This is a genomic window from Actinacidiphila sp. bgisy160 (assembly GCF_057707815.1).
The window spans coordinates 60,358-82,902 of record NZ_JBYIQW010000030.1; the positions used below are offsets into that span (position 1 = coordinate 60,358).

22 protein-coding genes and 2 pseudogenes are annotated in these 22,545 nt (G+C 69.4%); 9 read left to right on the forward strand and 15 right to left on the reverse strand.

Annotated features, from left to right (window positions below):
- The first annotated feature begins 386 nt into the window (after positions 1-386).
- From AC3EUJ_RS22975 to AC3EUJ_RS22985, 3 genes and pseudogenes are all read left to right on the forward strand, one after another.
- Positions 387-1,121: an SDR family oxidoreductase gene (locus tag AC3EUJ_RS22975; RefSeq protein ID WP_431964238.1), complete on the forward strand. Its 735-nt coding sequence runs from the start codon at positions 387-389 to the stop codon at positions 1,119-1,121.
- A gap of 143 nt (positions 1,122-1,264) precedes the next feature.
- Positions 1,265-1,429 (forward strand): annotated as a pseudogene (locus tag AC3EUJ_RS22980) (IS630 family transposase); the annotation flags it as partial.
- 344 nt (positions 1,430-1,773) lie between these two features.
- The gene (locus AC3EUJ_RS22985) at positions 1,774-2,025 is read left to right on the forward strand and encodes a hypothetical protein (RefSeq protein WP_431964240.1); all 252 of its coding nucleotides are present in this window, start codon (positions 1,774-1,776) and stop codon (positions 2,023-2,025) included.
- Positions 2,026-2,376: 351 nt separating this feature from the next.
- Here the strand turns inward: AC3EUJ_RS22985 and AC3EUJ_RS22990 are convergent, their stop codons facing one another.
- From AC3EUJ_RS22990 to AC3EUJ_RS23020, 7 genes and pseudogenes are all read right to left on the reverse strand, one after another.
- On the reverse strand, positions 2,377-2,859 hold the full coding sequence (locus tag AC3EUJ_RS22990; protein WP_431964242.1) for an iron chaperone: 483 nt from the start codon (positions 2,857-2,859) through the stop codon (positions 2,377-2,379).
- A 58-nt stretch (positions 2,860-2,917) separates the two neighbouring features.
- Positions 2,918-3,586 carry a glyoxalase gene (locus AC3EUJ_RS22995; RefSeq protein ID WP_431964244.1) on the reverse strand — a complete coding sequence of 223 codons (669 nt, stop codon included), beginning with the start codon at positions 3,584-3,586 and terminating at the stop codon, positions 2,918-2,920.
- 5 nt (positions 3,587-3,591) lie between these two features.
- Positions 3,592-4,113 (reverse strand): helix-turn-helix transcriptional regulator, encoded by a 522-nt coding sequence (locus AC3EUJ_RS23000; protein WP_431964246.1) that lies wholly within the window; start codon positions 4,111-4,113, stop codon positions 3,592-3,594.
- 297 nt (positions 4,114-4,410) lie between these two features.
- On the reverse strand, positions 4,411-4,821 hold the full coding sequence (locus AC3EUJ_RS23005; protein WP_431964248.1) for a VOC family protein: 411 nt from the start codon (positions 4,819-4,821) through the stop codon (positions 4,411-4,413).
- A 150-nt stretch (positions 4,822-4,971) separates the two neighbouring features.
- A pseudogene (locus AC3EUJ_RS23010) lies at positions 4,972-5,116 on the reverse strand (transposase family protein); the annotation flags it as partial.
- Positions 5,117-5,165: 49 nt separating this feature from the next.
- Entirely contained in the window at positions 5,166-5,654 is a 489-nt protein-coding gene (locus AC3EUJ_RS23015) for a carboxymuconolactone decarboxylase family protein (RefSeq protein ID WP_431964250.1), read from the reverse strand.
- A gap of 331 nt (positions 5,655-5,985) precedes the next feature.
- Positions 5,986-6,315 (reverse strand): hypothetical protein, encoded by a 330-nt coding sequence (locus AC3EUJ_RS23020; protein ID WP_431964252.1) that lies wholly within the window; start codon positions 6,313-6,315, stop codon positions 5,986-5,988.
- Positions 6,316-7,256: 941 nt separating this feature from the next.
- Between AC3EUJ_RS23020 and AC3EUJ_RS23025 the strand changes: the two genes are divergently transcribed.
- Positions 7,257-8,051, forward strand: a complete 795-nt coding sequence (locus tag AC3EUJ_RS23025) for an SDR family NAD(P)-dependent oxidoreductase (protein WP_431964254.1) — start codon at positions 7,257-7,259, stop codon at positions 8,049-8,051.
- Between the two features lie 413 nt (positions 8,052-8,464).
- On the opposite strand, the gene AC3EUJ_RS23030 is transcribed toward AC3EUJ_RS23025, so the two are convergent.
- The 3 genes from AC3EUJ_RS23030 to AC3EUJ_RS23040 all read right to left on the reverse strand — a co-directional run bounded on the left by AC3EUJ_RS23030 (position 8,465) and on the right by AC3EUJ_RS23040 (position 11,409).
- Entirely contained in the window at positions 8,465-9,034 is a 570-nt protein-coding gene (locus AC3EUJ_RS23030) for a TetR/AcrR family transcriptional regulator (protein WP_431964256.1), read from the reverse strand.
- Positions 9,035-9,288: 254 nt separating this feature from the next.
- On the reverse strand, positions 9,289-9,507 hold the full coding sequence (locus tag AC3EUJ_RS23035; RefSeq protein ID WP_431964258.1) for a hypothetical protein: 219 nt from the start codon (positions 9,505-9,507) through the stop codon (positions 9,289-9,291).
- 51 nt (positions 9,508-9,558) lie between these two features.
- The gene (locus tag AC3EUJ_RS23040) at positions 9,559-11,409 is read right to left on the reverse strand and encodes an AfsR/SARP family transcriptional regulator (protein ID WP_431964260.1); all 1,851 of its coding nucleotides are present in this window, start codon (positions 11,407-11,409) and stop codon (positions 9,559-9,561) included.
- A gap of 980 nt (positions 11,410-12,389) precedes the next feature.
- On the opposite strand from AC3EUJ_RS23040, the gene AC3EUJ_RS23045 reads away from it, so the two are divergent.
- From AC3EUJ_RS23045 to AC3EUJ_RS23055, 3 genes are all read left to right on the forward strand, one after another.
- A complete protein-coding gene (locus AC3EUJ_RS23045; RefSeq protein WP_431964262.1) occupies positions 12,390-12,704 on the forward strand; it encodes a type II toxin -antitoxin system TacA 1-like antitoxin in 315 nt (104 codons plus the stop codon).
- On the forward strand, positions 12,701-13,075 hold the full coding sequence (locus AC3EUJ_RS23050; RefSeq protein ID WP_431964264.1) for a fic family toxin-antitoxin system, toxin component: 375 nt from the start codon (positions 12,701-12,703) through the stop codon (positions 13,073-13,075). Before AC3EUJ_RS23045 ends, AC3EUJ_RS23050 begins: the two co-directional genes overlap by 4 nt.
- A gap of 695 nt (positions 13,076-13,770) precedes the next feature.
- Entirely contained in the window at positions 13,771-14,355 is a 585-nt protein-coding gene (locus AC3EUJ_RS23055; RefSeq protein ID WP_431964266.1) for a DinB family protein, read from the forward strand.
- Between the two features lie 413 nt (positions 14,356-14,768).
- On the opposite strand, the gene AC3EUJ_RS23060 is transcribed toward AC3EUJ_RS23055, so the two are convergent.
- Both AC3EUJ_RS23060 and AC3EUJ_RS23065 read right to left on the reverse strand, forming a co-directional pair.
- Positions 14,769-15,242, reverse strand: coding sequence for a DUF1153 domain-containing protein (locus AC3EUJ_RS23060; RefSeq protein WP_431964292.1), 474 nt, complete (start codon positions 15,240-15,242; stop codon positions 14,769-14,771).
- A 190-nt stretch (positions 15,243-15,432) separates the two neighbouring features.
- Positions 15,433-16,131 carry a hypothetical protein gene (locus tag AC3EUJ_RS23065; protein ID WP_431964268.1) on the reverse strand — a complete coding sequence of 233 codons (699 nt, stop codon included), beginning with the start codon at positions 16,129-16,131 and terminating at the stop codon, positions 15,433-15,435.
- A 562-nt stretch (positions 16,132-16,693) separates the two neighbouring features.
- Here AC3EUJ_RS23065 and AC3EUJ_RS23070 point away from each other — a divergent pair.
- Entirely contained in the window at positions 16,694-17,419 is a 726-nt protein-coding gene (locus AC3EUJ_RS23070; RefSeq protein ID WP_431964270.1) for a hypothetical protein, read from the forward strand.
- A gap of 313 nt (positions 17,420-17,732) precedes the next feature.
- Here AC3EUJ_RS23070 and AC3EUJ_RS23075 read toward each other — a convergent pair whose 3' ends face one another.
- Positions 17,733-18,467 carry an alpha/beta hydrolase gene (locus AC3EUJ_RS23075; RefSeq protein WP_431964272.1) on the reverse strand — a complete coding sequence of 245 codons (735 nt, stop codon included), beginning with the start codon at positions 18,465-18,467 and terminating at the stop codon, positions 17,733-17,735.
- Between the two features lie 300 nt (positions 18,468-18,767).
- On the opposite strand from AC3EUJ_RS23075, the gene AC3EUJ_RS23080 reads away from it, so the two are divergent.
- A complete protein-coding gene (locus tag AC3EUJ_RS23080) occupies positions 18,768-19,349 on the forward strand; it encodes a TetR/AcrR family transcriptional regulator (RefSeq protein WP_431964274.1) in 582 nt (193 codons plus the stop codon).
- Between the two features lie 171 nt (positions 19,350-19,520).
- On the opposite strand, the gene fxsT is transcribed toward AC3EUJ_RS23080, so the two are convergent.
- Together fxsT and AC3EUJ_RS23090 are read right to left on the reverse strand one after the other, a co-directional pair.
- Positions 19,521-21,875: an FxSxx-COOH system tetratricopeptide repeat protein gene (fxsT, locus tag AC3EUJ_RS23085; protein ID WP_431964276.1), complete on the reverse strand. Its 2,355-nt coding sequence runs from the start codon at positions 21,873-21,875 to the stop codon at positions 19,521-19,523.
- 62 nt (positions 21,876-21,937) lie between these two features.
- Entirely contained in the window at positions 21,938-22,405 is a 468-nt protein-coding gene (locus tag AC3EUJ_RS23090) for a hypothetical protein (protein ID WP_431964278.1), read from the reverse strand.
- Positions 22,406-22,545: the final 140 nt, after the last annotated feature.

A 22,545-nucleotide genomic window follows, 5' to 3' on the forward strand; every position in this document is an offset into this window, starting at 1 on the left:
CCGCCGGCGGCCAGCGCCCCACGCCCGCGGACTACCGAGCCAACCAATTGAGAAGTCTTCTCAAGGGATGGGGGCCGAGGGGTCGCCTGCCGACACGGCCAGCGGAGAGCAGCACGGCGCGGGAACGGCGGATTTTGTGACGCCGCCGAGCCACCCCACCGCGATCCGCAGTGGCGCGCTCGCCGGGCTCGGGCGACGCGCACACCGGTGTTCGGCGACTGCCCACAGGCCGCCTTGACGACAGCCTCCGGCAACCGGGGGCAACGAAGAAGGGAGCAGGTGCCTGGGTGCCGCACACCCAGGCAGCTGCTCCCTTCCCGGATCTGCCCCGGCGTACTTGAGTCAAGGAGGCGGCGGCCGCCGCCGAGACACCATGAGGGATCAACATGACCACGTCACAACCCAAGGCCGTTCTCATCACCGGCGCCAGCAGCGGCATCGGCGAGGCCACCGCCCGCCGTCTGGCCGAGCTCGGCCACCGTGTTCTCCTTGGCGCCCGCCGGACCGAGCGCCTTGCCGCACTTGCCGGGGAACTGCGCGCGGAGGGGGCCCAGGTTTCCCACCACGAGTTGGATGTGACCAGCCTTGACTCCATGCGTGCCTTCGCCGCCGCCGGACTGGAGGCGTTCGGGCACATCGACGTCCTCGTCAACAACGCCGGAGTGATGCCGCTCTCGCCGATCGCCGATCTGCGGATCGCCGAATGGGAGCAGATGATCGATGTCAATCTGCGTGGCGTGCTCCACGGCATCGCCGCCGTGCTGCCTCAGATGCAGCGGCAGGCAGCAGGGCACATCGTGAATGTGTCCTCGGTGTCCGGGCACCGGGTGGACCCTACCGCTGCGGTCTACAGCGCCACGAAATTCGCTGTGGCAGCGGTGTCCGAAGGACTGCGCCAGGAGAGCCGGGACATCCGCGTCACTGTCATCAGTCCCGGCTTCACACAGAGCGAGCTGACGCACCGGGGCGGCTCGGCACAGGCCCAGGCCGCGGCCCGCGCGGCCGCCGAGCAACTGGCGATCCCCGCCTCGGCCATCGCGGACGCGATCGCCTTCGCCATCGACCAGCCCGCCAACGTCGACGTCAACGAGCTGATCGTGCGACCCACCGCTCAGGGCTGACATCCGAAACGGCTGGAAACGACACGCTTCACATGCGCATCGAGACATTGGCGCGCGCTGTGCCGTGACCGCGTAGGTCCGCGAGGTTGGCGGTCGGGGCGGTTGGATGTGTGGTGACGTTCGTTCCGGCTGCTGGAGGTGCGGTGGCTGGGCCTGTGCGGGTGCGCAGACCGACCGATCAGGAGGGGCAGAAGCTGCGGCAGATCGTGCGCCGGGGCAGCACCAGTTCGGTGTGCTACCGGCGCGCGATGATGCTGCCGGCCTCGGCGGGCGGGAACCGGATGCCGGTGATCGCCCAGCGGGTCCAACGGCGGCGGCTGCTGGGCCGAGCAGACCAAGCCGACCAGGTACCGGCGAGCTACCACCGCGCCCACGGCGTCCGGTATTTTTGTCCAGACCCGGGCACTGCACGCTACCTGCGCTGACGCAACACCCATGCCCGCCACCCCGACGTCCTCGCCGCCCAACACCGAGAGAGCGCCCGCATCCGCAGCGAGAAACGCGTCCGCTGGGCCGGATGCCCACTCGCCCCAGCGGCCTGGAACCCGCCCAGCCCATGCGGTCAGACCCGAATCCGCCGGTAGCGGCCGACGGTGGTGCAGTTGTGCTCGCCGTCGGCTGCTGAACTGCGTGATCGGGGTGGTGGGTAGGGGTGGGACCCGGCTGTCGTGCCGGGCGGACGGCTTTCCACGGGCGGCGCCGCGCACTCAGGCCGGAAGCTGGAGTATCCGCGCCGGGCCCGGAGCCGGGCTGCCTGGTCACCCGGTTATCCGCCGTCGACGACACGGCAGCGCGGGAGCTCCTCGACGAACTGCGCGCCATCGAAGTGACGGTCGTGGCCGAGCCCGGCCACCTCGCCTACAACGTCTTCGCCGACCAGGACGACCCAAGAACCTCTACGTGATCGAGACCTGGGCGGTCGCTACTGACGCAAAGCGGCACGGGGACCTCGTCATCGGCGACGGCACCGTGGCCGGATCGCGAGGGCTGCTGCGATGGCTGTGCCGAGGAAGACGTAGCCGCGCTTGTCGTACCTGGTGGCCACGGCCCGGTGCTGCCTTACCGCTTTTCGTCGAAGCCGGGTGGCCGTCCGCCGCGTGAGCCTTTGCGCTGGCGGACGGCCTGGCCGTCGGTCTTCGCCCTGCCGCCGCCGACTAGGTGGGGGTCAGCCGGGCCGTGGCGACGTGCTGTGTCAAACGCACGAGCGGCGTCCGCGGCTCGGTCGCTCCCGCCGCCGGTTCCGCCCCGGCCGGCCTCAGCCCACCGCCTTCTTGACGAGCGCGCTTATGCGCTGCTCGTCGGCTGCGGTCACCTCCGTCAGGGCGTAGGCGGTCGGCCACATGGCGGCGTCGTCGAGTGCCGCCTGGTCGCTGAATCCGAGCGTGGCATACCTCGACTTGAACTTCTGCGCGCTCTGGAAGTGGCAGACGACCTTGCCGTCTCTGGCGTAGGCCGGCATCCCGTACCAGAGCTTGGGCGTGAGGCATGGAGCGGCAGCCTTGACGATGGCGTGGATCCGCTCGGCGAGGACACGGTCCGCCTCCGGCATCTCGGCGATCTTCGCGAGCACATCCCGCTCCGCCGCCGCCTCCTTCTCCGCCCGTGAACCGCCCCGGGCCGCTGTCCTCTTCTGCTCCTGCGCGTGCTCCTTCATCGCGGCCCGCTCCTCGGCGGTGAATCCGCTGTAGTGCTCGACGGCCGTGCCGGAGTTCTCGGCAGTCGGCTTCGTGTGCTGCATGGCAGATTTCCTCTCGTGCAGGGGTGAGGCAGGTCGGGGCGGGGGTCAGAACCGGGAGTCAGGACTGCGCAGGCGCCGTGGACGGCGCGGGGGTGGGCGGCGTGGCGGCCTCCCAGGCGAATCCGTCCGGGTCGGTGAAGGGGCCCGTGGTGCCGCCGAGGACGATGCGGTGCGAGCCGGAGCCGTCGGCGGGGACACCGAGGTCCTTGGCCAGGCCGCGGCGCTTGTACAGCGCAAGCTTGACGGGGCTCGACTCGTCCGAGGCGAACTCGGCGTACTTGCCGCCGAAGCTTTTGGCCACGGTGAGGCCCCGGCTGACGTAGAACTGCTTGCTGGCCTTCACATCCTCGACGCCGAGCAGGAGGACGATCTCGTCGATCTCGCGGGTGGCCGGGCCGGTGTCCTTCTTCGCCGAGGTCGCGACCTTCCAGATCGTCCCGTCCGGCGCCTGGACGACGCCGCCATAGCCCCATAGCGACTTCCCGGCGGGCTTGACCACCGTGGCGCCGGCGTCCACGGCGGCGTCGAGGAAGCTGTCGACAGTGGCCGGCCGGGACACCGTGAGAGCCAGGGTGAAGCCACGGAATCCGGTGGAGTGCGCCGCGGACGCCCGCAGGCTTATGTGGCTCTCCACTCCGAAGGCGGTGTAGAAGCGGTGGGCGGCAGCCGGGTCGGCCACCTCGAGGGTCAGGGACGCGAGGGACGTCATGGATGCGGTGGTTGCCATGGCCATCACGCTAGGGGCTGCTCGGCGGCCGGAGCTTCTCGATTCCTGACCGGTCTTGTCACCTGCTTCGCCACACAGGCCGGCATTCCCTCCACCGTGACCGCAGGCCCCGCATCACCGCCCGGACGTGCGGCATCGGCGCTGTCGGCCTGCGCATCCGCCGCGCGGCTCCGGAACGCCCCGGGCGGCATGCCGACCAGCTCGGTGAAGCGGGTGGTGAACGTGCCCAGCGATGCGCAGCCGACCGCGAAGCAGACCTCGGTGACGCTGAGGTCGCCACGGCGCAGCAGCGCCGTCGCGCGCTCAATGCGACGCGTCATCAAATACGCGTACGGCGACTCGCCGTAGGCAGCCCGGAACTGCCGGCTGAGGTGCCCAGCGGACATGTTGACACCGCGGGCGAGCGCCTCCACGTTCAGCGGCTGCGCGTACTCCCTGTCGATCCTGTCGCGGACGCGGCGCAGCCGCGCGAGGTCGGTCAGGCGTTGCGCCTGGACGCGTGCACGCCGCCACTCGGGCTGACACATGGGAAACTCCCCCTCTCCTTTCCTCTTCCATCGACGTCTGGGAACGCCTGGGGTGCCTGCCGAGACGTCGCGCCCCAGGCGCTCGGTGACCAGGCCCGGCCCGCCCGAGCCCCGCCCAGCCGGTCGGGCGACCGCCGGACCGCAGCGGGACACACTCCGTGACCCTGCCGGTGCAACGAGAACGCGGACGTGCCCCTGGTGGGCGGCCGGCAGGGCCGGCACCGCTGCGACGGTGCGCCGCGCTGTGCGAGGCGGTCGCGGTGCTGGTCGGCGCGGCCACATCGATGCCCGTACGGCTCAGCGGACCTCCTGGATGCGGACCAGATTGCCCGCGGGGTCGCGGAAGGCGCAGTCACGGATGCCGTACGGCTGCTCGGTCGGCTCCTGGACGACCTCGGTGTCACCGGCTTGCACCTTCTCGAACGTGGCATCAAGGTCCGGGGTGGCCAGCAGGATCCAGCCGTAGGTGCCCTTGGCCATCATCTCCGTGATGGTGCGGCGCTCGTCCTCGGTGACTCCCGGGTCGGCGGCGGGTGGCGCCAGGAGGAGGGATGTGTCGGGCTGACCTGCCGGGCCGACGGTGATCCAGCGCATCCTGCCCTGCCCGGCGTCGCTGCGGACCTCGAAGCCGAGGACGTCGCGGTAGAACGCGAGCGACGCGTCCGGATCATCGTGCGGCAGGAAGCTCGAGTGAATGGTGATGTCCATGACGATCAGGCTAGGCGCGCCCCAGTGACTCGCGCTTCTCGATTCCTGATCTGTCCGGCGACGCTCCGACGTTTCCGGGCGCTGTCGCGGGAACATTCCGCGTGAACCGGCCGCCCGAAGGGGCCCGTATCGGCTCCCCGGTCGCCTGCGGGGCGCACACCAGACGCCGCACCCGCACACGGACCACCACCCGGCGCCCGTCGACCGGAACGTCGGCCACCGTCCGCCAGTGATAGCCGTGCACCCGCCCCGACGATGCCCCGCACACCGGGCAGACCGCGGTGTCCAACGGCGTCACATGAAGGCCAACGACTGAGACAGGGCCCTTAAAATTGAACTAGCGCTCAGCTGGATACTGGATTCACGTCGCCGGCTGCGGTGTGGGGTACGGCGCCTTGGGCGAGCTTCAGTCGCGTCCAGACATTCATGTTGATGATGACGGCGGCGATCTCCGCGACCTCGGTCTCGTTGAAGTGGTTGATCAGCTCTTCGTGCAGGGCCGGAAACGTGTTCAAGTCGTAGTCCGTCAGCCCTTCACAATACGCCAGAGCGGCCCGTTCGGATGCGTGGAACATCTCGCTCTGACGCCAGCTCGCGAGGTGCGCGACCTTGTCCGGGTTGATTCCCTTTTCCAGTGCCGTTCTCGTATGGAGGATCAGGCAGTAGGAACAGGGCGTAAGCTGTGCGACACGCAACCTGATCAGTTGGGCGAGTTGACCGTCGATGGTGAGCTCGGCCTTGTATCCGAAGGCTTGCGCCATCTGTCCGGCGAGGGAGTGAAAGGACGTCAGATCGGGGTCGAACCGCAGATTAGTGTATGCTACATCGCTCATCGGTTTTCCGATTTCTGTTTGGCGTGAAAACTCAATCGGCGACTAGCGTGGATACGCGATGGACGTCAAACCGTTTCTGGGCTTCTTGTCGACTCGTTCCACTCTAGTGTCATGGGACAGAAACGGCGAGGCCAAGTCTCCGCCTGGCGTGGCAGGCGGAGACACCATTTTGCCTAGGTATTCGGCGAGGGCTTTGATGATTTCGTCGGCGGCCTCTGGGCGCCGGCTGAGCCGCCCATGGCCGGGCCTGCGGATGGCACGCCATCGCCGTCGGGCCGCCAAAGGCTGGTCGACCACCTCTCTGGCTTGCCACCTCAGGCGGCACCTGGGGCTACTGGAAACGGCCGTCGAAGCTGGTGCCGCTCCTCAGATCGGAGAACCGGAGGCCGACGACTGCTCCCCCTTCCACCACCCATCGCAGATCGTAGGACGCTTGGTAGGAGGGCGGCCAGAAAGAGCTGAAGCGGCCATTCTCGTCGACGGACCAGGTGCCCTCCGTCTGGCGTCCGCTCTCGAAGTAGGAGGTGGTTCCGTCGGGTCGGAAGGTCTGGGTCGTGCCATCGCCGTAGGCCAGGCGGCCTGCGGTGACGGCGGTGGGGATCTGGTCAGGCGGCACGATCGCGCCGTCTTCCGGGTGCAGGCTGTCGATCTTCCCGGTCACTGTGCGGTCCTTCTCCCGGGCCCGACGGTGCCGCTGCTCGTGCGGCCCGTCGGGCGTCTTGTGGCTCAGCGCGCGCAAGATGACTTCGTTGAAGGGGACCTGCTCGATTGTCTTGGCCGGCTCCGCTGCGTGGAGGTGAGTCGACCTCTTGGGCGCCGCAGCACATGAGCGCTTTCCGTACTGCTTACACGGTACCGGCTGGGACCATGCTGGGCCCCGAGGGCCGATGACCGCAACGAGGGCGGGGCCCCGAGCCCGGACGGCAACGGCGGCTCGGCACCCGGTCTCTCTCGGCGGCGTCCTCTCCCGTCGTCCCCGAGACACTCAGGTACTGGTCGTAGCCCTCCGTCCGGGAAGCCGGTCAAGTCCATGAGGATTCCGTCCAGTTGCCGCCGGCTCCGGCGAAGGGCCCCACAGGCACGCGATCGCATTGTGGCGCGTTTGGCCACGCTCGCCCTCCGCACTTCGCCGTCATCTCGTGACGAACTACAACGCGGCACGGGGCGACGGCCGTCGCGGCACCGCGGAACACAGGGCCCTCAGATGTGGATCTGACGCTGGAATGGTGCCGCCGGAGGGGGCCTCGTGACGCTGGCCGCGGCGGCTTCCGGACGGCCGGCGGACGGCGACGCACCAGCGGCCGCGGGAACCGGGGCCCGCGCTGTCCGCCCGCGCAGGTCGAGCCGGACGCCATCTTCGTACGCGACGGCACGATGATGGCGTCGGACCGGGGCGGCGTGGAGCCCACGAACGACACGGCCTCCGCATCCGGTGGTCCAGCAGCACGTTCACCGCGACCTCGTCGCTGTGCCCGATGTTGAGCACACCATCGGGCACGCCGGCCCCGCAGCGCCGCCGCGGTCTGGCGCCGGCCGCATCATCGGAAACTTAGATTAGAATGACCATCTAACGCGCACATCCACTCAGGAAAGAGGACGACCATGTCCACACACAAGTCCGGTACGGCGCTCATCACCGGCGCGACCGCAGGTCTGGGCGCCGCCTACGCCGAGGAACTGGCGGCGCGGGGGCACAGCCTGCTGCTCGTCGCCCGCGACCAGGCGCGGCTGGAGTCCGCCGCGGCGAACCTCGCGGAGCGTTTCGGCGTCGAGGTCTCGGTGCTGAGCGCCGACCTGGCCACGCCGAAGGGCATGCGGAGCGTCGAGGACCGCCTGGCCACCGACCCCTCGATCGGCACGCTGGTGAACAACGCCGGCAGTGCCCTGTTCGGCCCCCTGTCCGCGGCGGACCCGGACCGGCTGGAGTGGCTGATCACCTTCAACCTGACCTCCACCACCAGGCTGGCGGCCGCCGCCGCGAAGGCGTTCTCCGTCCGGGGCTCGGGCACGATCGTCAACATCTCGTCCGCCCTCGCCCTCAACATCCTGCCGGTGGGCGCCGTGTACAGCGGGACGAAGGCGTACGTGATCGCGTTCAGCCAGTCCCTGGCGCAGGAGTTCGCCGATTCCGGCGTCCGGGTGCAGGTCGTGGTGCCCGGTGCGCTGGAGACGGCGATCTGGGACGGTTCGGGCATCGAACTGGAGCAGTTGCCCAAGGAGGCCGTCATGGCACCCCGCGACGCGGCACGGGCCGCGCTCGCCGGTCTCGACGCCGGTGAACTGGTCACGATCCCCTCACTGCCGGAGTACGCCCGGTGGGAGGAGTACGACAACGCCCGCCAGCAGCTGGTCCCGGGCCTGTCCCTCACGCGCCCTGCCGGGCGCTACGCCCACTGACACCAGGGGCCGAGGGCCCACCGCCCCCGGCCCGCAGTCGGCGTCTTCGGGCGGGAGCCGACATGAGGGCCGGCTGTCTGCCGTGCGGCACACCGGCAAAGGGATCTTCCCGGTCCTCGGCTGGCACGGTGGGACCCGGCCGACCACTGCCACCGCGCCCCATGGGCCCCCGTCCTACGGCCAGGGGCCGTCAGGACGGGTAGCGGCCCCGCCCTCACGGCCGCCGTTCCCGGCGACATCACCGCCTCAGCCGCCCGCCGGGCCGCTGCGTGCACCGCCGGCAGCGGGACAGGCCACGGATTCAGGCGCCGGAGGCGCCGGCCGCGGGCCCGGCGGCACGAGGCACGCCCCGCGCATCCCGCACGCACCCCTGCGGGGCGTCGAGAGGTTCAGCACACCAGCTGGCGTACACGTCAGTTCGCCGGCCGGCCGCCCTCGACAGCCCCCGCTGCCGCCGCATGCGCGGCGTGCAGGATCTGCTCCGACAAAGGCGTGCCCGCGGTGGCGCGGGCAAGGAGTATGCCGCCGACGAGCGTGGCATACGCGGCCAGCCCTGCGTCGCCAGGCGCGATCCACTCCGCGAGCTCCTGGACGCCCCTGGCGTAGGTCTGCCGGTGTTCGGGCTCACGCGCGACGTCGCCCGCGAAGCCGGCTGCGGGGCAGCCGGTGCCGGGGTCATCGCGGTGCTCGACGGAGAGGTAGGACTCCAGCAGCGATTGCCACGCCGCCTCGTGCCCCCCAGCCTCACGGTCCAGAGCCACAAGGTCTTGCAGGTTGTCGGCGAAGGCCTTGGCGGTCGCCTCGTCGACGAGCGCGGCCTTGGAGGCGAACTGCTTGTAGAAGCCGCCCTGGGTGAGTCCGATCGTCTTCATCACGTCCGCGATGCCGACCTTGGCGATACCGTTCTGGCGGAACAGCCGGGAGGCCGCGGCCACCGTTCGCTCCCGGTTGGCCTTCGCCTCCGTTTGCGATACGCGACTCATCCCTTACCCTCCGTAATGCTCACTGGCCCTCTGCCGCATCGCGGGCGGTCACGACGACCAGCGGACCCACACCCTCTCAGATTACCCCTGACGTCTATCGCCCTCCGTCGGCTGCCGGCAGGACACGGCCCGGCAGGCACCCCGGCCTGGTCCCGCGGGCGACTGACGGCTGCGACACTGCGCCGGTCGGTGGCCGATGGCCGTGGCGTGGATCAGGACCATCACCTGCCGGTCGGACGGTGGATGTCCCGTGCCTACGGCAGGACGCGGATGACGGTCTTCCCGAGGCGTCGCGTGGTCGGGTTGAGGGCACCGACGGCATCGTCGAGGCTCGCGACGTCACCAATGTTGGTCCGCAGCCGTCCGTCCCGCACCCGCTGCACGATCTCACCGAGTTCGACGCGATCGGCTTCGACGACGAAGTCAATGGCCAGGCCGTCGGCGGGCCGTGCGACTACGCGTCTATCCGGCATAGTCACCGGGCGGCAAGTCGTCGACCCCGGCCGATGCCGGCCCTGCTCGGCCTATAAACGGGCCAGCTTGCCCCGGTCGAGAAACCCTTGTCCCGCCTGCTCCACTGCGTACGCGGCCACAAGCCGATTCCAGCTGTACCGACCCGGGCCGATCTCCGAGACGAGGTGCGCTCGGGTGAGGCGCGAGAGGACCTGGCGGACCCGGCACTCGGGCCGTCCGGCCAGGTCCGCGACCTGCGATGCCGCGAACATAGGGTCGGGGCAGGCGCTCATGTCGCGGAAGAGCGCGGCTGTTTCCGTGTCGAGAAGGCGGTACGAGCGGGTGATGGACTCCCGGACGTCGAGCGCCTGGTCCTCCTCGCTCGCAAAGGCGTCGAGAGTCCTGTACTCCGGCACTTCGTACTCATCGGCCAGGCTCGCCAAACGCAGCTGTGGCCGATACGCCGCGCGGGCGGCGACGTTGGCCAGGGCCAAGGGAAGCTGCCCAGCCAGGCGGATGATGCGGTCGACGGCCTCTGGTTCAGCTGCTGTCCTCGCTGCGCCGAGCCGGCGCGTGAGGAGGGTGCGTGCGTCCGTCAGGCTCAGGGGCATGAGTGTGAGGGGAAGCGCCTGATAGGCAGCGACGAGCGCGTGCAGTTGCATGCGGCTGGTGACAAGGGCCATGGAACCGGAGCTTCCGGGGAGGAGATGCTTCAGCTGGTCCGTGCTCCATGCGTTGTCGAGCACAACGAGCACGCGCCGGCTGGCCAGCAGGCCCCGGAACATGAGCGCCCGTGCCTGCGCGGTCTCGGGCATGTCCTCGAGGCGGACCCCCAAGGACTGGAGGAAGTCCGCGAGCACATGCGCGGGGTCCCGCGGCTCCGCCTCCGGTCCGGCTCCCTGCAGATCTGCAAAGAGCTGGCCGTCAGGGAAGCGGTCGGCCAGACGGTGGGCGACGGTGACCGCGAAAGCCGTCTTTCCCACCCCGGCCAGTCCGCCGACCGTGCAGATGGCCACGGAGGACGACGCCTCTGCGTCGGCGACCAAGCGTTCGACCTGCTCCTGCTCACTCTCGCGACCGACCAGGCTCGGCAGGGCAGCCGGCAGCTGAGCCGGGGGGTGAGGCGGAGGCGTCCGTGTCGTGCCCTTCAGGGGCTCGGTGCTCCGTGGGAGCTGGAATCGCCCGGAGAGGATGCGCTCGTGGACTTGCTGCAGCTCCGGCGACGGACTGACGCCGAGACGCTGCCGCAGCAGGTGACTGGTCGTGTGGTAGATCGTCAAGGCCTCGGACTGCCGCCCGGCACCGTAGAGCGCGGTCATGAGGAGGCCGCATATGCGCTCTCGAAGCGGGTGCTCCACAAGCAGGGCGGACAGTTCCGCGGCAGCCTCGGTGTAGCGCCCTCTCTCCACTTCGCAAGCGAGCTGCTCCTCCACACAGGCGAGCCGCAGCTCGCCAAGGACGCTGCGCTGCTGGTCCGCGAACGGCCCCGGGACCCCCGCGAGGGCCACTCCTCTCCACATCTCGAGGGCCTCCGTCAGCAGGCTCGCCGCGACCGTCAGGTCGCCGGTGCCGCGGGCCTTCCTCGCCCTTGCCGTCGTCTCCTTGAACCTGTTCAGGTCCAGAGCGTCCGGTTGGATGCGCAGCAGGTAGCCCCCGTCGACCAGGCTCACGGAGCTGTCACTCTTGCCCCCCAGTGCCTGCCTGAGCCTGTAAACGTACGTGCGCACGGAGCCTACGGCCGACGGTGGGGCGTCGTCGCCCCACACGTCCTGCACCAGTCTCGAAAGGCTCACCGGCTTGCCCGCCCTGAGCAGCAGCGAAGCGAGCACGGCACACTGCCGCGGCTGACCGGCTCCGGCCTCGACCCCCTCTTTGTGCAGCCTGACTGGGCCGAGCACTGAGAACTCGACGCCTGCATGCATGGTGCTTACCGCCCTGGAGATCCTTGTGAGGCTTCGCTGCCTGGCTGTCCACTGGGGACCGCCTTCCCCAAACGTACCGCAGATCGGTCAATTCTTAGGACCAAACAGTCCTCTCATGACCGCAAGGCATCTGGTTTCAGGCCAGGTGGCCGCCGCCTGTGGCGGATGAGGCGCATGAAGCATGGACGAAAGCGTCCTCCCGCAGCACACATCTCGCCGGACCCCCTGTGCCCGTCGAGGTGAGTCCGGTCCCGCAAGCACGGAGGCCGCGACGAAACCCCGGTGCGTACCGGGAGTTCTCGGCGGCGCCACCCGACCTGGACGGCTTAGCGCACTCCCTCGCCCCCGGCTTGGTGTCCTCGGCGGACACGACATAGGGCTCGATACGGCTGATCGACATGCCCATGGCGATCCTCATGGGCTTGATGTCCTGGGCCGTCTGCGCCAAGGAGGTAGCCGCCTCGAAGGGCGGCCATGAGGCCGGTGGCGAGCTCTCCGGCGTCCGCGTCGACACAAAGGACTGCCGAGTCCTTCATCCGCTCCAGCCCGACGTAGAGCGGGCCCTCTCAGGTGTCGAAGTGCGGGCCATCGCCTTGCGCGCTTCTTCGTCCCTGTCGGCCGGCTCGCTCGCAGGGGAGCCGAGCGGGCAGCCGTACGCTCCGTTTCGGAGGCGGCCACGCTCCGCTTAATGGACCCACGGGCCCTTTCCACGATCCCCCGCCTCCAGAGCTCGGCCTCGATGCGGATCCTTCGCCCCGGGGCTCCATCGCCGCGCCGGCGAACTTCCCACCCAATGCGCCGCGCCACGCACGTCTTCCCGCACAGGCGGGGATGTCCGAACTTCAACCAGACGAATGCAAACCACACTGGGCACCGGCGGACGCTGCGGCTCGGCGGTGGGCAGGCGTGGAAGGGGACCGGCAAGCCGGCCCGCCGGATGCCCTGCCTCGACGGATGCCACCAGTGGTACCGTTGCCACCATGACCGCATCATCCGAGAAGAAGGCCATGAGCCTCCGGTTCCCCGACCCGGACCAGTACGAGGCCATCGCCACGGCCGCCAAGGCCGCCGGCGTGAGCCTGCAGGAGTACGTGCTCTCCGCCGCCTACGAGCGCGCCACTGCCATCGAGGTGAAGTTCCTCGAGGCCGCCCGGAGCGCCTACGAGTACACCCGCGAGGCCTTCGCCGAACTCGGAGACGACCAGCCCGACGAAGAGGCCCGTGTCCGGGAGGCGGCCGCCCGCGCGGAACTGGAGAACGACGAGCCCAACCGGGCCGGGGAGCGCGCCGCGTGAGTGTCGCCCCCATCGACGTACGCTTCCTGCTGCACGCGGCCGAGCACATCACGGGCGACCCGCAGGTGGAGGACTTGGGGCCGCTGTTCGCCGCCGTAGCCCGCACCCAGGCCCGCGCCATGGACCGCGACGTGTACGGTTCGGACGCCATCAAGGCCGCCGCGCTGCTCCACACCCTCGCCAAACTCCCGTGCCTGGAGTTTTCCAACCTGGCGTTCGCGTGGATGAGCGCGGTCGCCTACCTCCAGTTGCAGGGGCACAGGCTGGAGTACCAGCCGAAGGTCGCCGCCGACCTCGTCCGCGACGCCTCCGCCGGCCGCGTGGGCGTCTCGCAGATCGCCCGGCAGCTCCGTGCCTGGACCGTCCAGTGAGCACCGGGGAGTACATCCGCCGCCACAACGGCGTACCGGCCCGCCGAGGCCAGGAAACCACCTACTGAGATCCGGCTCAAAAGCCCCGCGAGGCGGTCACATCGGCTCCCGGAACCAGTACCTGCGGGTGCGCATGGACGGCGGCAAGCACATCTCGACCGTGCACCCTCGTGGGCGAGCGTCTGGCCGGCCATCCCCGACTTCGTGCCCCGCGGATGGTGTGACGGCGGCTGGGAAGACATGACGCTCCGCGCCGACGGCCCCGCCCGGTGGCAGCGCGGCAGGCAGTGCGCGGGCTTCGCGGCAAGGAACCGCGGGCGGGTGACGCACGAGGGTGCCCGCCGCGCCACGGCCGGCACCCGCCGGAAGCCCGCGGGCCACCGAGTACCGCGTCGCACGTCAGCACGCCCCGCTGACTGTCGACGGTCACGTAATTTCCCACCAGCTGCGAAAACTTCCGCGGCCGCATGTTCGGACCGCGCTGATGTCCCTGCGGCTGGTCATGCTCATGCGCTTTGCTCCGGTCGGCTCGGCTGATAAGAGCTACGAACCGGGTGACTTGACGAAGGCCGGCGGCGGCAAGGTTGCCGGTGTCGCGCTTGCGCCGGCCATGGCCAGGCCTCGGCTCTGCCGGTCTTTGCGGACCACGTACGGGATCTTGAGAGCACGAGCAGCCCATGGCAGGCTCATGCCGCATGATCGATGGATTCGCGAAAGCCAACCTGCACGGGAGACTGCGGCAGGACCGCAAGGCACTGCTCTGGAAACTCGACGGCTTGTCCGAATACGACGCCCGCCGGCCTTTGACAGCGACCGGCACCAACCTGCTCGGCCTGGTCAAACACGTGGCCAGCGTCGAGGCCAGGTACTTCGGCGAGGTCTTCGACCGCCCTTCCCCGGAACCGCTGCCCCGGTGGCAGGACTCCGACGGCAGCGATCTGTGGGCGACCGAGGACGAGACCCGCGATCAGATCACCGGGTTCTACCGGCGCACGTGGGAACACTCGGACGCGACGATCAACGAGCTTCCCCTCGACGCGCCCGGCCACGTGCCGTGGTGGCCGGAGCCTCATGCCGACACGAACCTGTTCGCCGTCATGGTCCATGTCCTCGGCGAGTCCATCCGGCATGCCGGGCACGCCGATATCCTGCGCGAGGGCCTCGACGGCCGGACCGGGCTGCGCGCCGAGCACGAGAGGCCGATCGACGAGAAAGCCCGTGCGACCTACCGCGCGAAGATCGAGCAGGCCGCCAGGTCGGCCGTATCAATCAGGGCTTAGAGGCTGCTCACGTGACGTGATCTTCGTGCGGCATGATGCCGGTCGTGGGCCTGATCCATCGAAGTGGGGACCTTGCCCCCTGATCTTGAGCCTCACCCCAGGAGACGACCCGGACCAGATCCTCCTCGTCCACGGCACCGAACCCAGCAGCCCGTCCTAGACCGCCCTGCGCCTGCCGGCCCAATGGAGCAGGGCGGCAGCCGATACCGGTGGCGTCACAGCGCAGCCCCAGGGGCGCACGCAGCCATGGAGATGGCCACGCCGCGGCCCCGCGAGGTCGATCCGGCCCGCGCAGCCGCAAAGTTGCAGCCGGTGCGAGCGTCCGTGCGGGTTCGCCGCATGCGTATGCCCCGGCCGCACCGGGCCGGGGCATACCGGGGATGTCAGCGTCCGGGGCAGCCCGCGCGGGGGCATCAGGTCGAGGAGGGGAAACCCTCCCCGAACAACCCGAGCCAGTCACCACCCAGAACCTGCTCCTTCCACGTATCGAACGTCTTTTCGGGAACCTTGTACTTCTCGGCAACCTCGGCACGGGTGGCATGGCCGGAGGTCACGGTCAATACGATCCGCACCTTGTCCACCGCCGACAGCTTCTCCGCGGGCTTGTCCGGCAGGTCAGCGAGCCGCAGACACCCCGCCCCACCCCGCTCCCCCGGTTGCCCGGGCTGCCCTGGCTCGCCGGGCCGGCCCCCCTTGCCACCTGCCCCGCCCTTGCCGCCTTCCCCGCCACGGGCGCAACCCGCCGGAAGACCGGTGACGGCGTCGGCTCCGCGAGCACCATCGGCTCCCGAACTGCCGTCGTGGCGGGTCTGGGCGGCCGAGGATCCTCCGTACGAGCCCTCGAACGAGCAGGCGACGCCGCCGGCGATCGCGGCCGCCGTGACCACCAGGACCAAAGGACGCTTCCATACGCCGTGTGACTTCACTGGATACTCCACATCCGCGGCGGAACCGCGTGAGAAAGGCCCCGGGTCCCGGCCGGCCCGAAGGCCTGAGGCCGGGACCCGGGGTGGAGGGCCCGTATCGCTCGGCGGTGCGGGCCGTCTCCAAGAGGTGTCAGAGGATCGCCAACGGTGCTCAGAAGAAGCTGATCCCGCCGGGGCCACCGACACCGCCGGGGCCACCAGGGCCGAAGACGCTGCCGCCACCGCCGCCGGCCTTTCCGCCGTTGCCGCCATCGCCGAAGACACTGTTCCCGCCGAAGCCTCCGTTGCCGCCGCCACCGCCGGCGCCGAAGACGCTGTCCCCACCGGAGCCCGCGCTGCCGCCGTTACCGGCGTTGCCGAAGACGCTGCCGCCGCCGGAACCACCATTGCCGCCCCTGCCCCCGTTGCCGAAGACGCTTTCGCCACCGCCGCCACCGCCACCGCCGCCACCGCCGGGGCCGAAGACGCTGCCGCCGCCGGAACCACCGGAACCGCCGGCCCCACCGTTGCCGAAGACACTGCCGCCGCCGGAACCACCGGAACCGCCGGCCCCGCCGGGACCGAAGACACTGCTGCCGCCCGCGCCGCCCTCGCCGCCCTTTCCGCCGTCGGTCACCACACCTGCCGTGGCCGTGGTGCTCCTACTCATGTCCACCGTCGCCGCCGAGGCCGGCAGGGCGATGACCCCGGAGATCAAACCGGCCGATGCGAACAGCACCACCGCTCGCAGCCCACGACGCGGGGAACGAACCTGACCGGAAGCCTGAGTTTTGTGAAACATGACCGAACTCCTTAGATGGGAATCGAAATGGGAATGCCAGAGGAATATCCGGACCAGCGACGGGAACACCTGGGTGAGGAATTCCTTCTGCTGGGCTTGCCTCGTATTTCCTGTCCCGCGAGGCCCGCATCTCCAGTAGGCCCGAGCCACGGTGCCGGGTCACGTTCCGACAACACGGGACTTGACGTGGGCGAGAAGAAGGTCCAAAATCACGCGGTCGTGCGGCAGCTCGGTAAGGCCTCGTCGTCACGGCGGATCAGCCGGCGTCGGGGGTGCGCACGGCAAGGAGCCATACCGAGTCCCTCGAGGCGAGTCCGCAACAGATGGCGCGGACCACTGCGGATCACGACGCCTCCCTGCTCGTGAGCCCCAAAGGACCACAGCCGGCGTCGCGCCCCAGGACGGCCGGGAACCCCGGTCACGGCCGGCCGGCTCGTCGCTTCGACACCCGCTGGCCTCGCGGGGACGGACTGTGGCGGCCGTCGCGCCCCGGTGGGGCTTGGCCGGCCACGTGCACGTCAGCCGTCGCCGGCCGGCCCGGGCCTGAAGGACGTGAGCCTCGTGCCGACCGGAGCCGGCTGCGGCCCAGTGACACAAGCACGTCACCGACCGAGACAATAGGAGTACGCCCATGTCCGACCTGCTGCGATCCGTCATCAACGCGCACGGAGGCACGAATCGGTGGCAGGAAGTCGGAGCCATCGACGTCACTTTCAACTTCTGGGGTGCACTGCTCGACCTGAAGGGCTTCCCGGGACACTTCCTCCCCATCGCGTCCATCGACGCGCACACTCCCCGGACAACCTTCCTGCACCTCGACCGCGAGTCCGAGAACCGCTGGATCTTCACCCCCGACCGCGTGTGGATCGAACGCCCCGACGGTTCCGTGGTCGCGGAACGGAACCAGCCCCGCGCCGCATTCGCCGGCCACGTCAGGGAAACACCGTGGGACGAGCTGCACTTGACATACTTCGCCGGCTACGCCGTGTGGAACTACCTGACCATCCCGTTCATTTTCAGCGAACCCGGATTCTCAACACGCGAACTCGAACCCCACACCGAGAACGGCGAGACCTGGCGCCGGCTGGAAGTCACCCACCCCGACCACTTCCCCACACACACCAAGGTCCAGACCTTCTACTTCGGCGAGGACTTCCTTCTCCGGCGGATGGACTACGTCGCCGACGTCGTCAGCGGTGTCGCCGCGCACTACACGTACGACATGAAAACGGTGGAAGGGATCACCTTCCCGCACTTCCGCCGAGTCGTGCGTCGCAGCCCCGACGGACGCGCCCTCATCAGCGGACCCACCTCATTCGTTCTCGACTACACCCAGCTCCACATTCGCAACCGCTGAACCGATCCCCCGACTGCCGACAGGCGCCGCCAAGCGCTGCGTGAGCTGCCGGCAGCGTCGGCACGACGAGCCGGCCCCGGCCTTGTCCTCGATTGGCTTTGTTCACGAGAACCGACAGCACCTGTAAACGATGTGGCGGCACTCAGAGCTCTACAGAAATCGAACGGTTCATGACCTCAGGCAGCACGGGCCCCTGCCGAGAGTTCAGCAGGGGCCCCGCTGCGGAGGACTGCGGAGGACCGGCGCCTGTCCTCCATGAGCGGTATGCCGGCCTGCATCAGCTACCGTGTGCTGCCGGTCTGACGGTACGGCCTCACTTCAGATGCCGGGTGAAGAACCGGGCCGCGGCGTCCCCCGCGAACTGCGGGACGCCGGTGTGCCCGCCCATGTTGGCGTGCAGGGACTTCTCCTTGGAGCTGAAGGCGTCGAACAGGTCCAGGGACGCCTGCCGGTCGTTCCCTTCGTCGTCCCACTGCAGTAGGACGTGCAGCGGAATGGTGACCTGGCGGGCCTCCTCGAACATGGCGCGAGGCACGAGACTCCCGGCGAAGAGACCGGCGGCCACGATGCGCGGCTCGACGACCGCCAGCCGGATGCCGATGGAGATGACTCCCCCCGAGTACCCGACCGGACCGCCGATCTCGGGCAGCGACATGAGGGCGTCCAGGGCGGCCTGCCATTCCGGGACCGCTTTGTCGACCAGCGGGAGGATGAGGGCGTCGACGATCTCGTCGCTGACGGGCTCGCCGGCCTCCATCGCCCGGCGCAGGTCGGCGCGGGCCTGCTCGGCGGCGGGCCATCGGGGCCGGTCGCCGCTTCCCGGGAGCTCGATGGTGGCCGTGGCGAAGCCCCCCGCCGCGGAGTGCCGGGCCCGGTCCACCAGTCGGGGGTACATCTTGCGCAGGCCAAGGGGAGGGTGGCCGAGCAGGATCAGCGGCAGCGGTGCGGATGCGGATGCGGGTGTCCACAGGATGCCGGGGATCTCGCCGAGGGTGAACTCGCGCTCGAGGACGTCGCCGTCGACGCGCTGTTCGGAAGTGAAGTGCATGGTCGTGCCTTTCGGGAGTGCGCTGGAACGGCGCTCCCGGACGACCTGTCTATCGCCCGACCGTGACCCCGGAGGGGAGCACCCATGTCGATACTGCGTTCACGGGTACCACCTCCTCGATCTCTCGCACGGCCTCCGGAAATGTAGCAGTGGTCACCTCGTCCGTGTAACGAAATTTCGTGGAGTCTCCATGGCCGGATGCCGCCGGCTGGGCGCGCGGACCGATCCGGCCGAGGGCATCGGGCGACGCTCGATCCTCGCAATTTTGACTGTTCATTCCGAAAAGGTTAACCTTGCGACATGGCGAGGGTCAGAGAGTTCGACACTGAAGCGGCCGTACATGCCGCCATGGACACTTTCCGCTACAAGGGCTACGAGGGCACCTCGATCCAGGACCTGGTGGAGGCCACCGGAGTGGGCCGGGGATCGTTGTACGCGGCCTTCGGCAGTAAGGAGGGCCTGTACCTGGCGGCCATGGACCGCTATCGCCAGCTGTACGCCGTGCCGCTGATCGACATGCTGCACGCCGGAACGCCGGCGCGCGACCTGCTGCGCGAGGTGCTGGTGTCGACGGTGGACGGCATCGTCCAAGACGGCGCCCGCAAGTCGTGTCTCATCGTGGGCGCCACGACGGACCGCGTCGCCCAGGACCCCAAGGTCGCGGCGCATGTGCGTGCGACGACCTCCTCGATCGAGGACGCCCTGCGCGACGTCATCAGCTCGGCCCAGGCATCGGGTCAGCTGCCCGACACGCGCAACGCCCGCGATCTGGCCCGCTACCTCGTCGTGACGATGCAGGGACTCAAGGTGATGGGTTCCATCAATCCCGACCGCGCCTCACTCATGGCCGTCGCCGAAACAGCTGTCGAGGCCCTGGGCTGACCCCGGCCGGGGCCCTTCCGGCCCACCCGCCATGGACCTTACCGATGTCGGGCAGGTCGGGATCGCGGTGCCACCGGACCAAGAGCTCCGTCACCAGTGGCTGAGCGCGTCGGGTGGGCCATCCCGATGACGCATCAAGGCAACCGGCGCTGTGCTGCGTCCCCGGTCCGGTCAGGACGGCAGCGGGCCCTGCCCCTCCCAATGGGCGAGGGCTGCGCGCGTGGCGACGGTGTTGCTGTGGTTCAAGCCCAGGACGCGCTCCTGGTCGGATAGCAGGCGACGCAGTTCCGCCACCGCGTACGCGGGGTCCCCCGCGGAGCCCCGAAGCTGGGCAAGTTCGTGGCGGGTGGTCATGGTCTCGGGGTGAATCGCACCGAACCGCGAGAGCTGGCCGGCGAGAACGGCCTGCAGCTCGGTCACAGCCGCCTGGGTATCGCCAAGCAGGGCATGGAGTTCCGCGAGCCGCCCGCGAGTGACCAGTGTGTCCCGGTGGTCGGGCCCGAACATGCGCAACCGTTCCGGCAGAAGCGTCTCCAGCTCCGCCACGGCGCCGGCGATGTCACCGGCTTCAGCGATCCAGTGGGCCAGGTTGTGCCTGGCGACCGACACGTCGCGATGGCCGGCACCGAGGGTCCGCACCATGTCGTCCACAACCTCCCGCAGCGCGACTGCTGCCGCGTGCGGGTCCCCCGCGTCACCCAGCCAGAACGCCAGATTGCCACGAATCTGCAAGGTGTCCCTGTGGTCGGCACCGAGGGTCCGCACCACCGCCGGGAGGAGAGCACGGAGCCTGGCAATCGCACCCAAGGTGTCCCCGGCCTTCGCCTGCCAGTACGCCTGCTGGTCGGCGATCTCGAAGCCGACTGGATCATCCGGGCCGAACCTACGCGTCCAGTCCTCCAGTACCGTGCGAAGTTCGCGCGCCGCGGAACCGGGGTCGCCCGCCAGACCGCGCTGATAGCCGAGTGTGCGGCGGGCCGAAAGGGTGATCTGATGGTCCGGCGCCAGTAGCCGGGACGCATCGGCGACTACCGCCTCTCCCAGCGCGACCGCCTCGTCGAGGTCCCCGGCGTCGCCAAGTTGGTCGACAAGCCGACCACAGATGACAAACGTGTCCGAATGGTCACTGCCGAGTCGCCGGCCGGCCTCATCGGCGAGACGGCGAGTGAAGTCGATGCCCGTGGTCAGCATCGCCGCGTCAGCCAGGCTCCGAATCGTTCTCAGAAGTACCGGATGCGCACCCTCGTGCTCCTCCCAAAGTGCGTCAGGGACCGTGTCGTGGATGGCAGTGGCGTTGGACCGCAGCAGTTGCGCCTCCGTGCCGCGATCGTTCTCAGGCCAGACCTCCACGAGCGCCGTGGCAGCCGCCCTCGCCGTGGCGGTGAGCTGGTCCTCCGACAAGGCCTCGCGAGCGACGCGCTGGACGAGCGCGTGCACCCGCACCAGCGCCACCTGGTGCGTGACAAGGCTGAAGCGGTGCAGGATACGCAGTGCGTCCCGGACATCCGAACCGGCAAGCAAAGCGTCAGCCCCGGAAAGTCCCCTGCCGACGAACGCAACGGTGCTGCTGGTGGTGAACGCTGCCTCCGGGATCCCATTCGGGTCGAGGACCGCGCTCAGGGCCAAGACGCGCCTGGCCAGGCCGACAGGGGCGGAGCGGTCGGCGGCCTCCATCGACAGCGCCCAGGTCGTGGCAACCGTGTGAGTGGTGCCGTCGAACAGTGCCGCTTCGTCAGGGAAGAGGCCGCCAAGTCTACGACTGCGGTCAGCGAAGCGGCGACGGTAGGCCGCACATGTCAGATCCTGGTCGAGCATATACGCCGCCGCGTGCCCGAGCGCCAGCGGAAGGAGCCCGAGGTCCTCGGCAACCCCCTCGGCGTCATCAGCAAGTTGCTCAGGAAGCCGCGCCGTCAGATAGCCAACCGCTTCCCGTTCAGTGAACACCCCAACCTCCAGTAGTTCTCGGCCGGCCTGAAGCGTGGCATCCCGGCGCCTGGAGGTGACGACCGTGCAGCCACCGTGCCGGTCGGGCGGCCAGAGCCCTCGGACGGCGGTCGCGTCGTGCACATTGTCCAAGATGATCAACCAACGCCCCGCCTCCTCTGCCAGCCAGACCAGGAAGCGGGAGGCTGCCTGTTCGGCATCATCGTCGTCGAGCCCGAGTACCAGATCACGAGCTGCCTGCGCGTAGGTGCTCACGACGGCGTCCCGGCTGTCAGCGGCAATCCACAACAGCATGTCCACGTCCCCGGTGCTCCACCGGCGCCGGGCGAATTCGGCGGCGAGCTGAGTCTTGCCGACCCCGCCCATCCCGGACAGCACCGCCGTGCCCTGCCTCGCGAGGGTGCGCTCGAGCTCCGTGAGAGCCCGGCGTTCCTGAAACGCCTCCGCCCGGCGCGGCAGTCCAGCCCCCACCCGATGGGGGAAGGACACCGGCAGGCGCGGTGCAGGATGCACATGAAGTGCGTCGATCCTCCCGGCCGCAACCGAGCCGTCCCGTGCTTCGATCCTCAGGTCGCCGCTCACTGCGGCAGCGCACGCACCATCGTCGACCCCGTGCGCGGGTGGGCTCGGGTGAGCCGGTCCGTTCAGCCCTGGGACGGATCCGGCGCGGGAGGGCGGCTGATGCTCACACCCCCATGGATCACCGAGGCGGCAACCGAACCGCCCTCCGCCTGGATGGTGATGTCACGTCCCGCCGCAACATGGCCTGTCACGGTCCGTGCAGCTGCGTGCTCGTGCAGGAGGTCCCTCAACTCAGCGGCAAGCCGTTGCCGCTCCTCACCATCCGCGCGCTCCAGTACGTCCCGGAAGCGGTCCTGCCAGAAGGCGATCTGGCGGCTCCTCACCCGTGCCGGCTCGTCATGTGCGCTTTCGGCCCCCACGAGGAGTGCGGTTTGTTCGAGTCGTTCGCACTCGGCCTGCTGTCGCCCGCCGTCGCCGCGACCGAACCACCGGGCCACGGCGTGTCGCAGCGTGCCCCACGCGTCCGTGCCGGCGGCGGCCACCACGGCCGCACTGCCGGCAGCGGCAAGCGCCTCCAATTCCGGCCCCATGGGCGTGCCCCCTCGCTACGTGTCCCCTTGATCGCCGCACGTACCGAATAATCCTCTCAAATACCTTTCACGCCCATCAAGGCCAGAGGGACCGCAATGAACTGCGCCGGCCAGCCGAGGCCGGAATGGACATGAGCCGC

Excerpts from the sequence above, each read along its gene's own strand:
- AC3EUJ_RS23040 (WP_431964260.1), bottom strand. The coding sequence starts at position 11,409 with ATGCATGCAGGCGTCGAGTTCTCAGTGCTCGGCCCAGTCAGGCTGCAC.
- AC3EUJ_RS23005 (WP_431964248.1), bottom strand. The coding sequence starts at position 4,821 with ATGGACATCACCATTCACTCGAGCTTCCTGCCGCACGATGATCCGGAC.
- AC3EUJ_RS23000 (WP_431964246.1), bottom strand. The coding sequence starts at position 4,113 with ATGTGTCAGCCCGAGTGGCGGCGTGCACGCGTCCAGGCGCAACGCCTG.
- AC3EUJ_RS22975 (WP_431964238.1), top strand. The coding sequence starts at position 387 with ATGACCACGTCACAACCCAAGGCCGTTCTCATCACCGGCGCCAGCAGC.
- AC3EUJ_RS23070 (WP_431964270.1), top strand. The coding sequence starts at position 16,694 with ATGTCCGACCTGCTGCGATCCGTCATCAACGCGCACGGAGGCACGAAT.
- AC3EUJ_RS23080 (WP_431964274.1), top strand. The coding sequence starts at position 18,768 with ATGGCGAGGGTCAGAGAGTTCGACACTGAAGCGGCCGTACATGCCGCC.
- AC3EUJ_RS22995 (WP_431964244.1), bottom strand. The coding sequence starts at position 3,586 with ATGGCAACCACCGCATCCATGACGTCCCTCGCGTCCCTGACCCTCGAG.
- AC3EUJ_RS23015 (WP_431964250.1), bottom strand. The coding sequence starts at position 5,654 with ATGAGCGATGTAGCATACACTAATCTGCGGTTCGACCCCGATCTGACG.
- AC3EUJ_RS23075 (WP_431964272.1), bottom strand. The coding sequence starts at position 18,467 with ATGCACTTCACTTCCGAACAGCGCGTCGACGGCGACGTCCTCGAGCGC.
- AC3EUJ_RS23035 (WP_431964258.1), bottom strand. The coding sequence starts at position 9,507 with ATGCCGGATAGACGCGTAGTCGCACGGCCCGCCGACGGCCTGGCCATT.
- AC3EUJ_RS23045 (WP_431964262.1), top strand. The coding sequence starts at position 12,390 with ATGACCGCATCATCCGAGAAGAAGGCCATGAGCCTCCGGTTCCCCGAC.
- AC3EUJ_RS22990 (WP_431964242.1), bottom strand. The coding sequence starts at position 2,859 with ATGCAGCACACGAAGCCGACTGCCGAGAACTCCGGCACGGCCGTCGAG.
- AC3EUJ_RS23030 (WP_431964256.1), bottom strand. The coding sequence starts at position 9,034 with ATGAGTCGCGTATCGCAAACGGAGGCGAAGGCCAACCGGGAGCGAACG.
- AC3EUJ_RS23025 (WP_431964254.1), top strand. The coding sequence starts at position 7,257 with ATGTCCACACACAAGTCCGGTACGGCGCTCATCACCGGCGCGACCGCA.
- AC3EUJ_RS23055 (WP_431964266.1), top strand. The coding sequence starts at position 13,771 with ATGATCGATGGATTCGCGAAAGCCAACCTGCACGGGAGACTGCGGCAG.
- AC3EUJ_RS23090 (WP_431964278.1), bottom strand. The coding sequence starts at position 22,405 with ATGGGGCCGGAATTGGAGGCGCTTGCCGCTGCCGGCAGTGCGGCCGTG.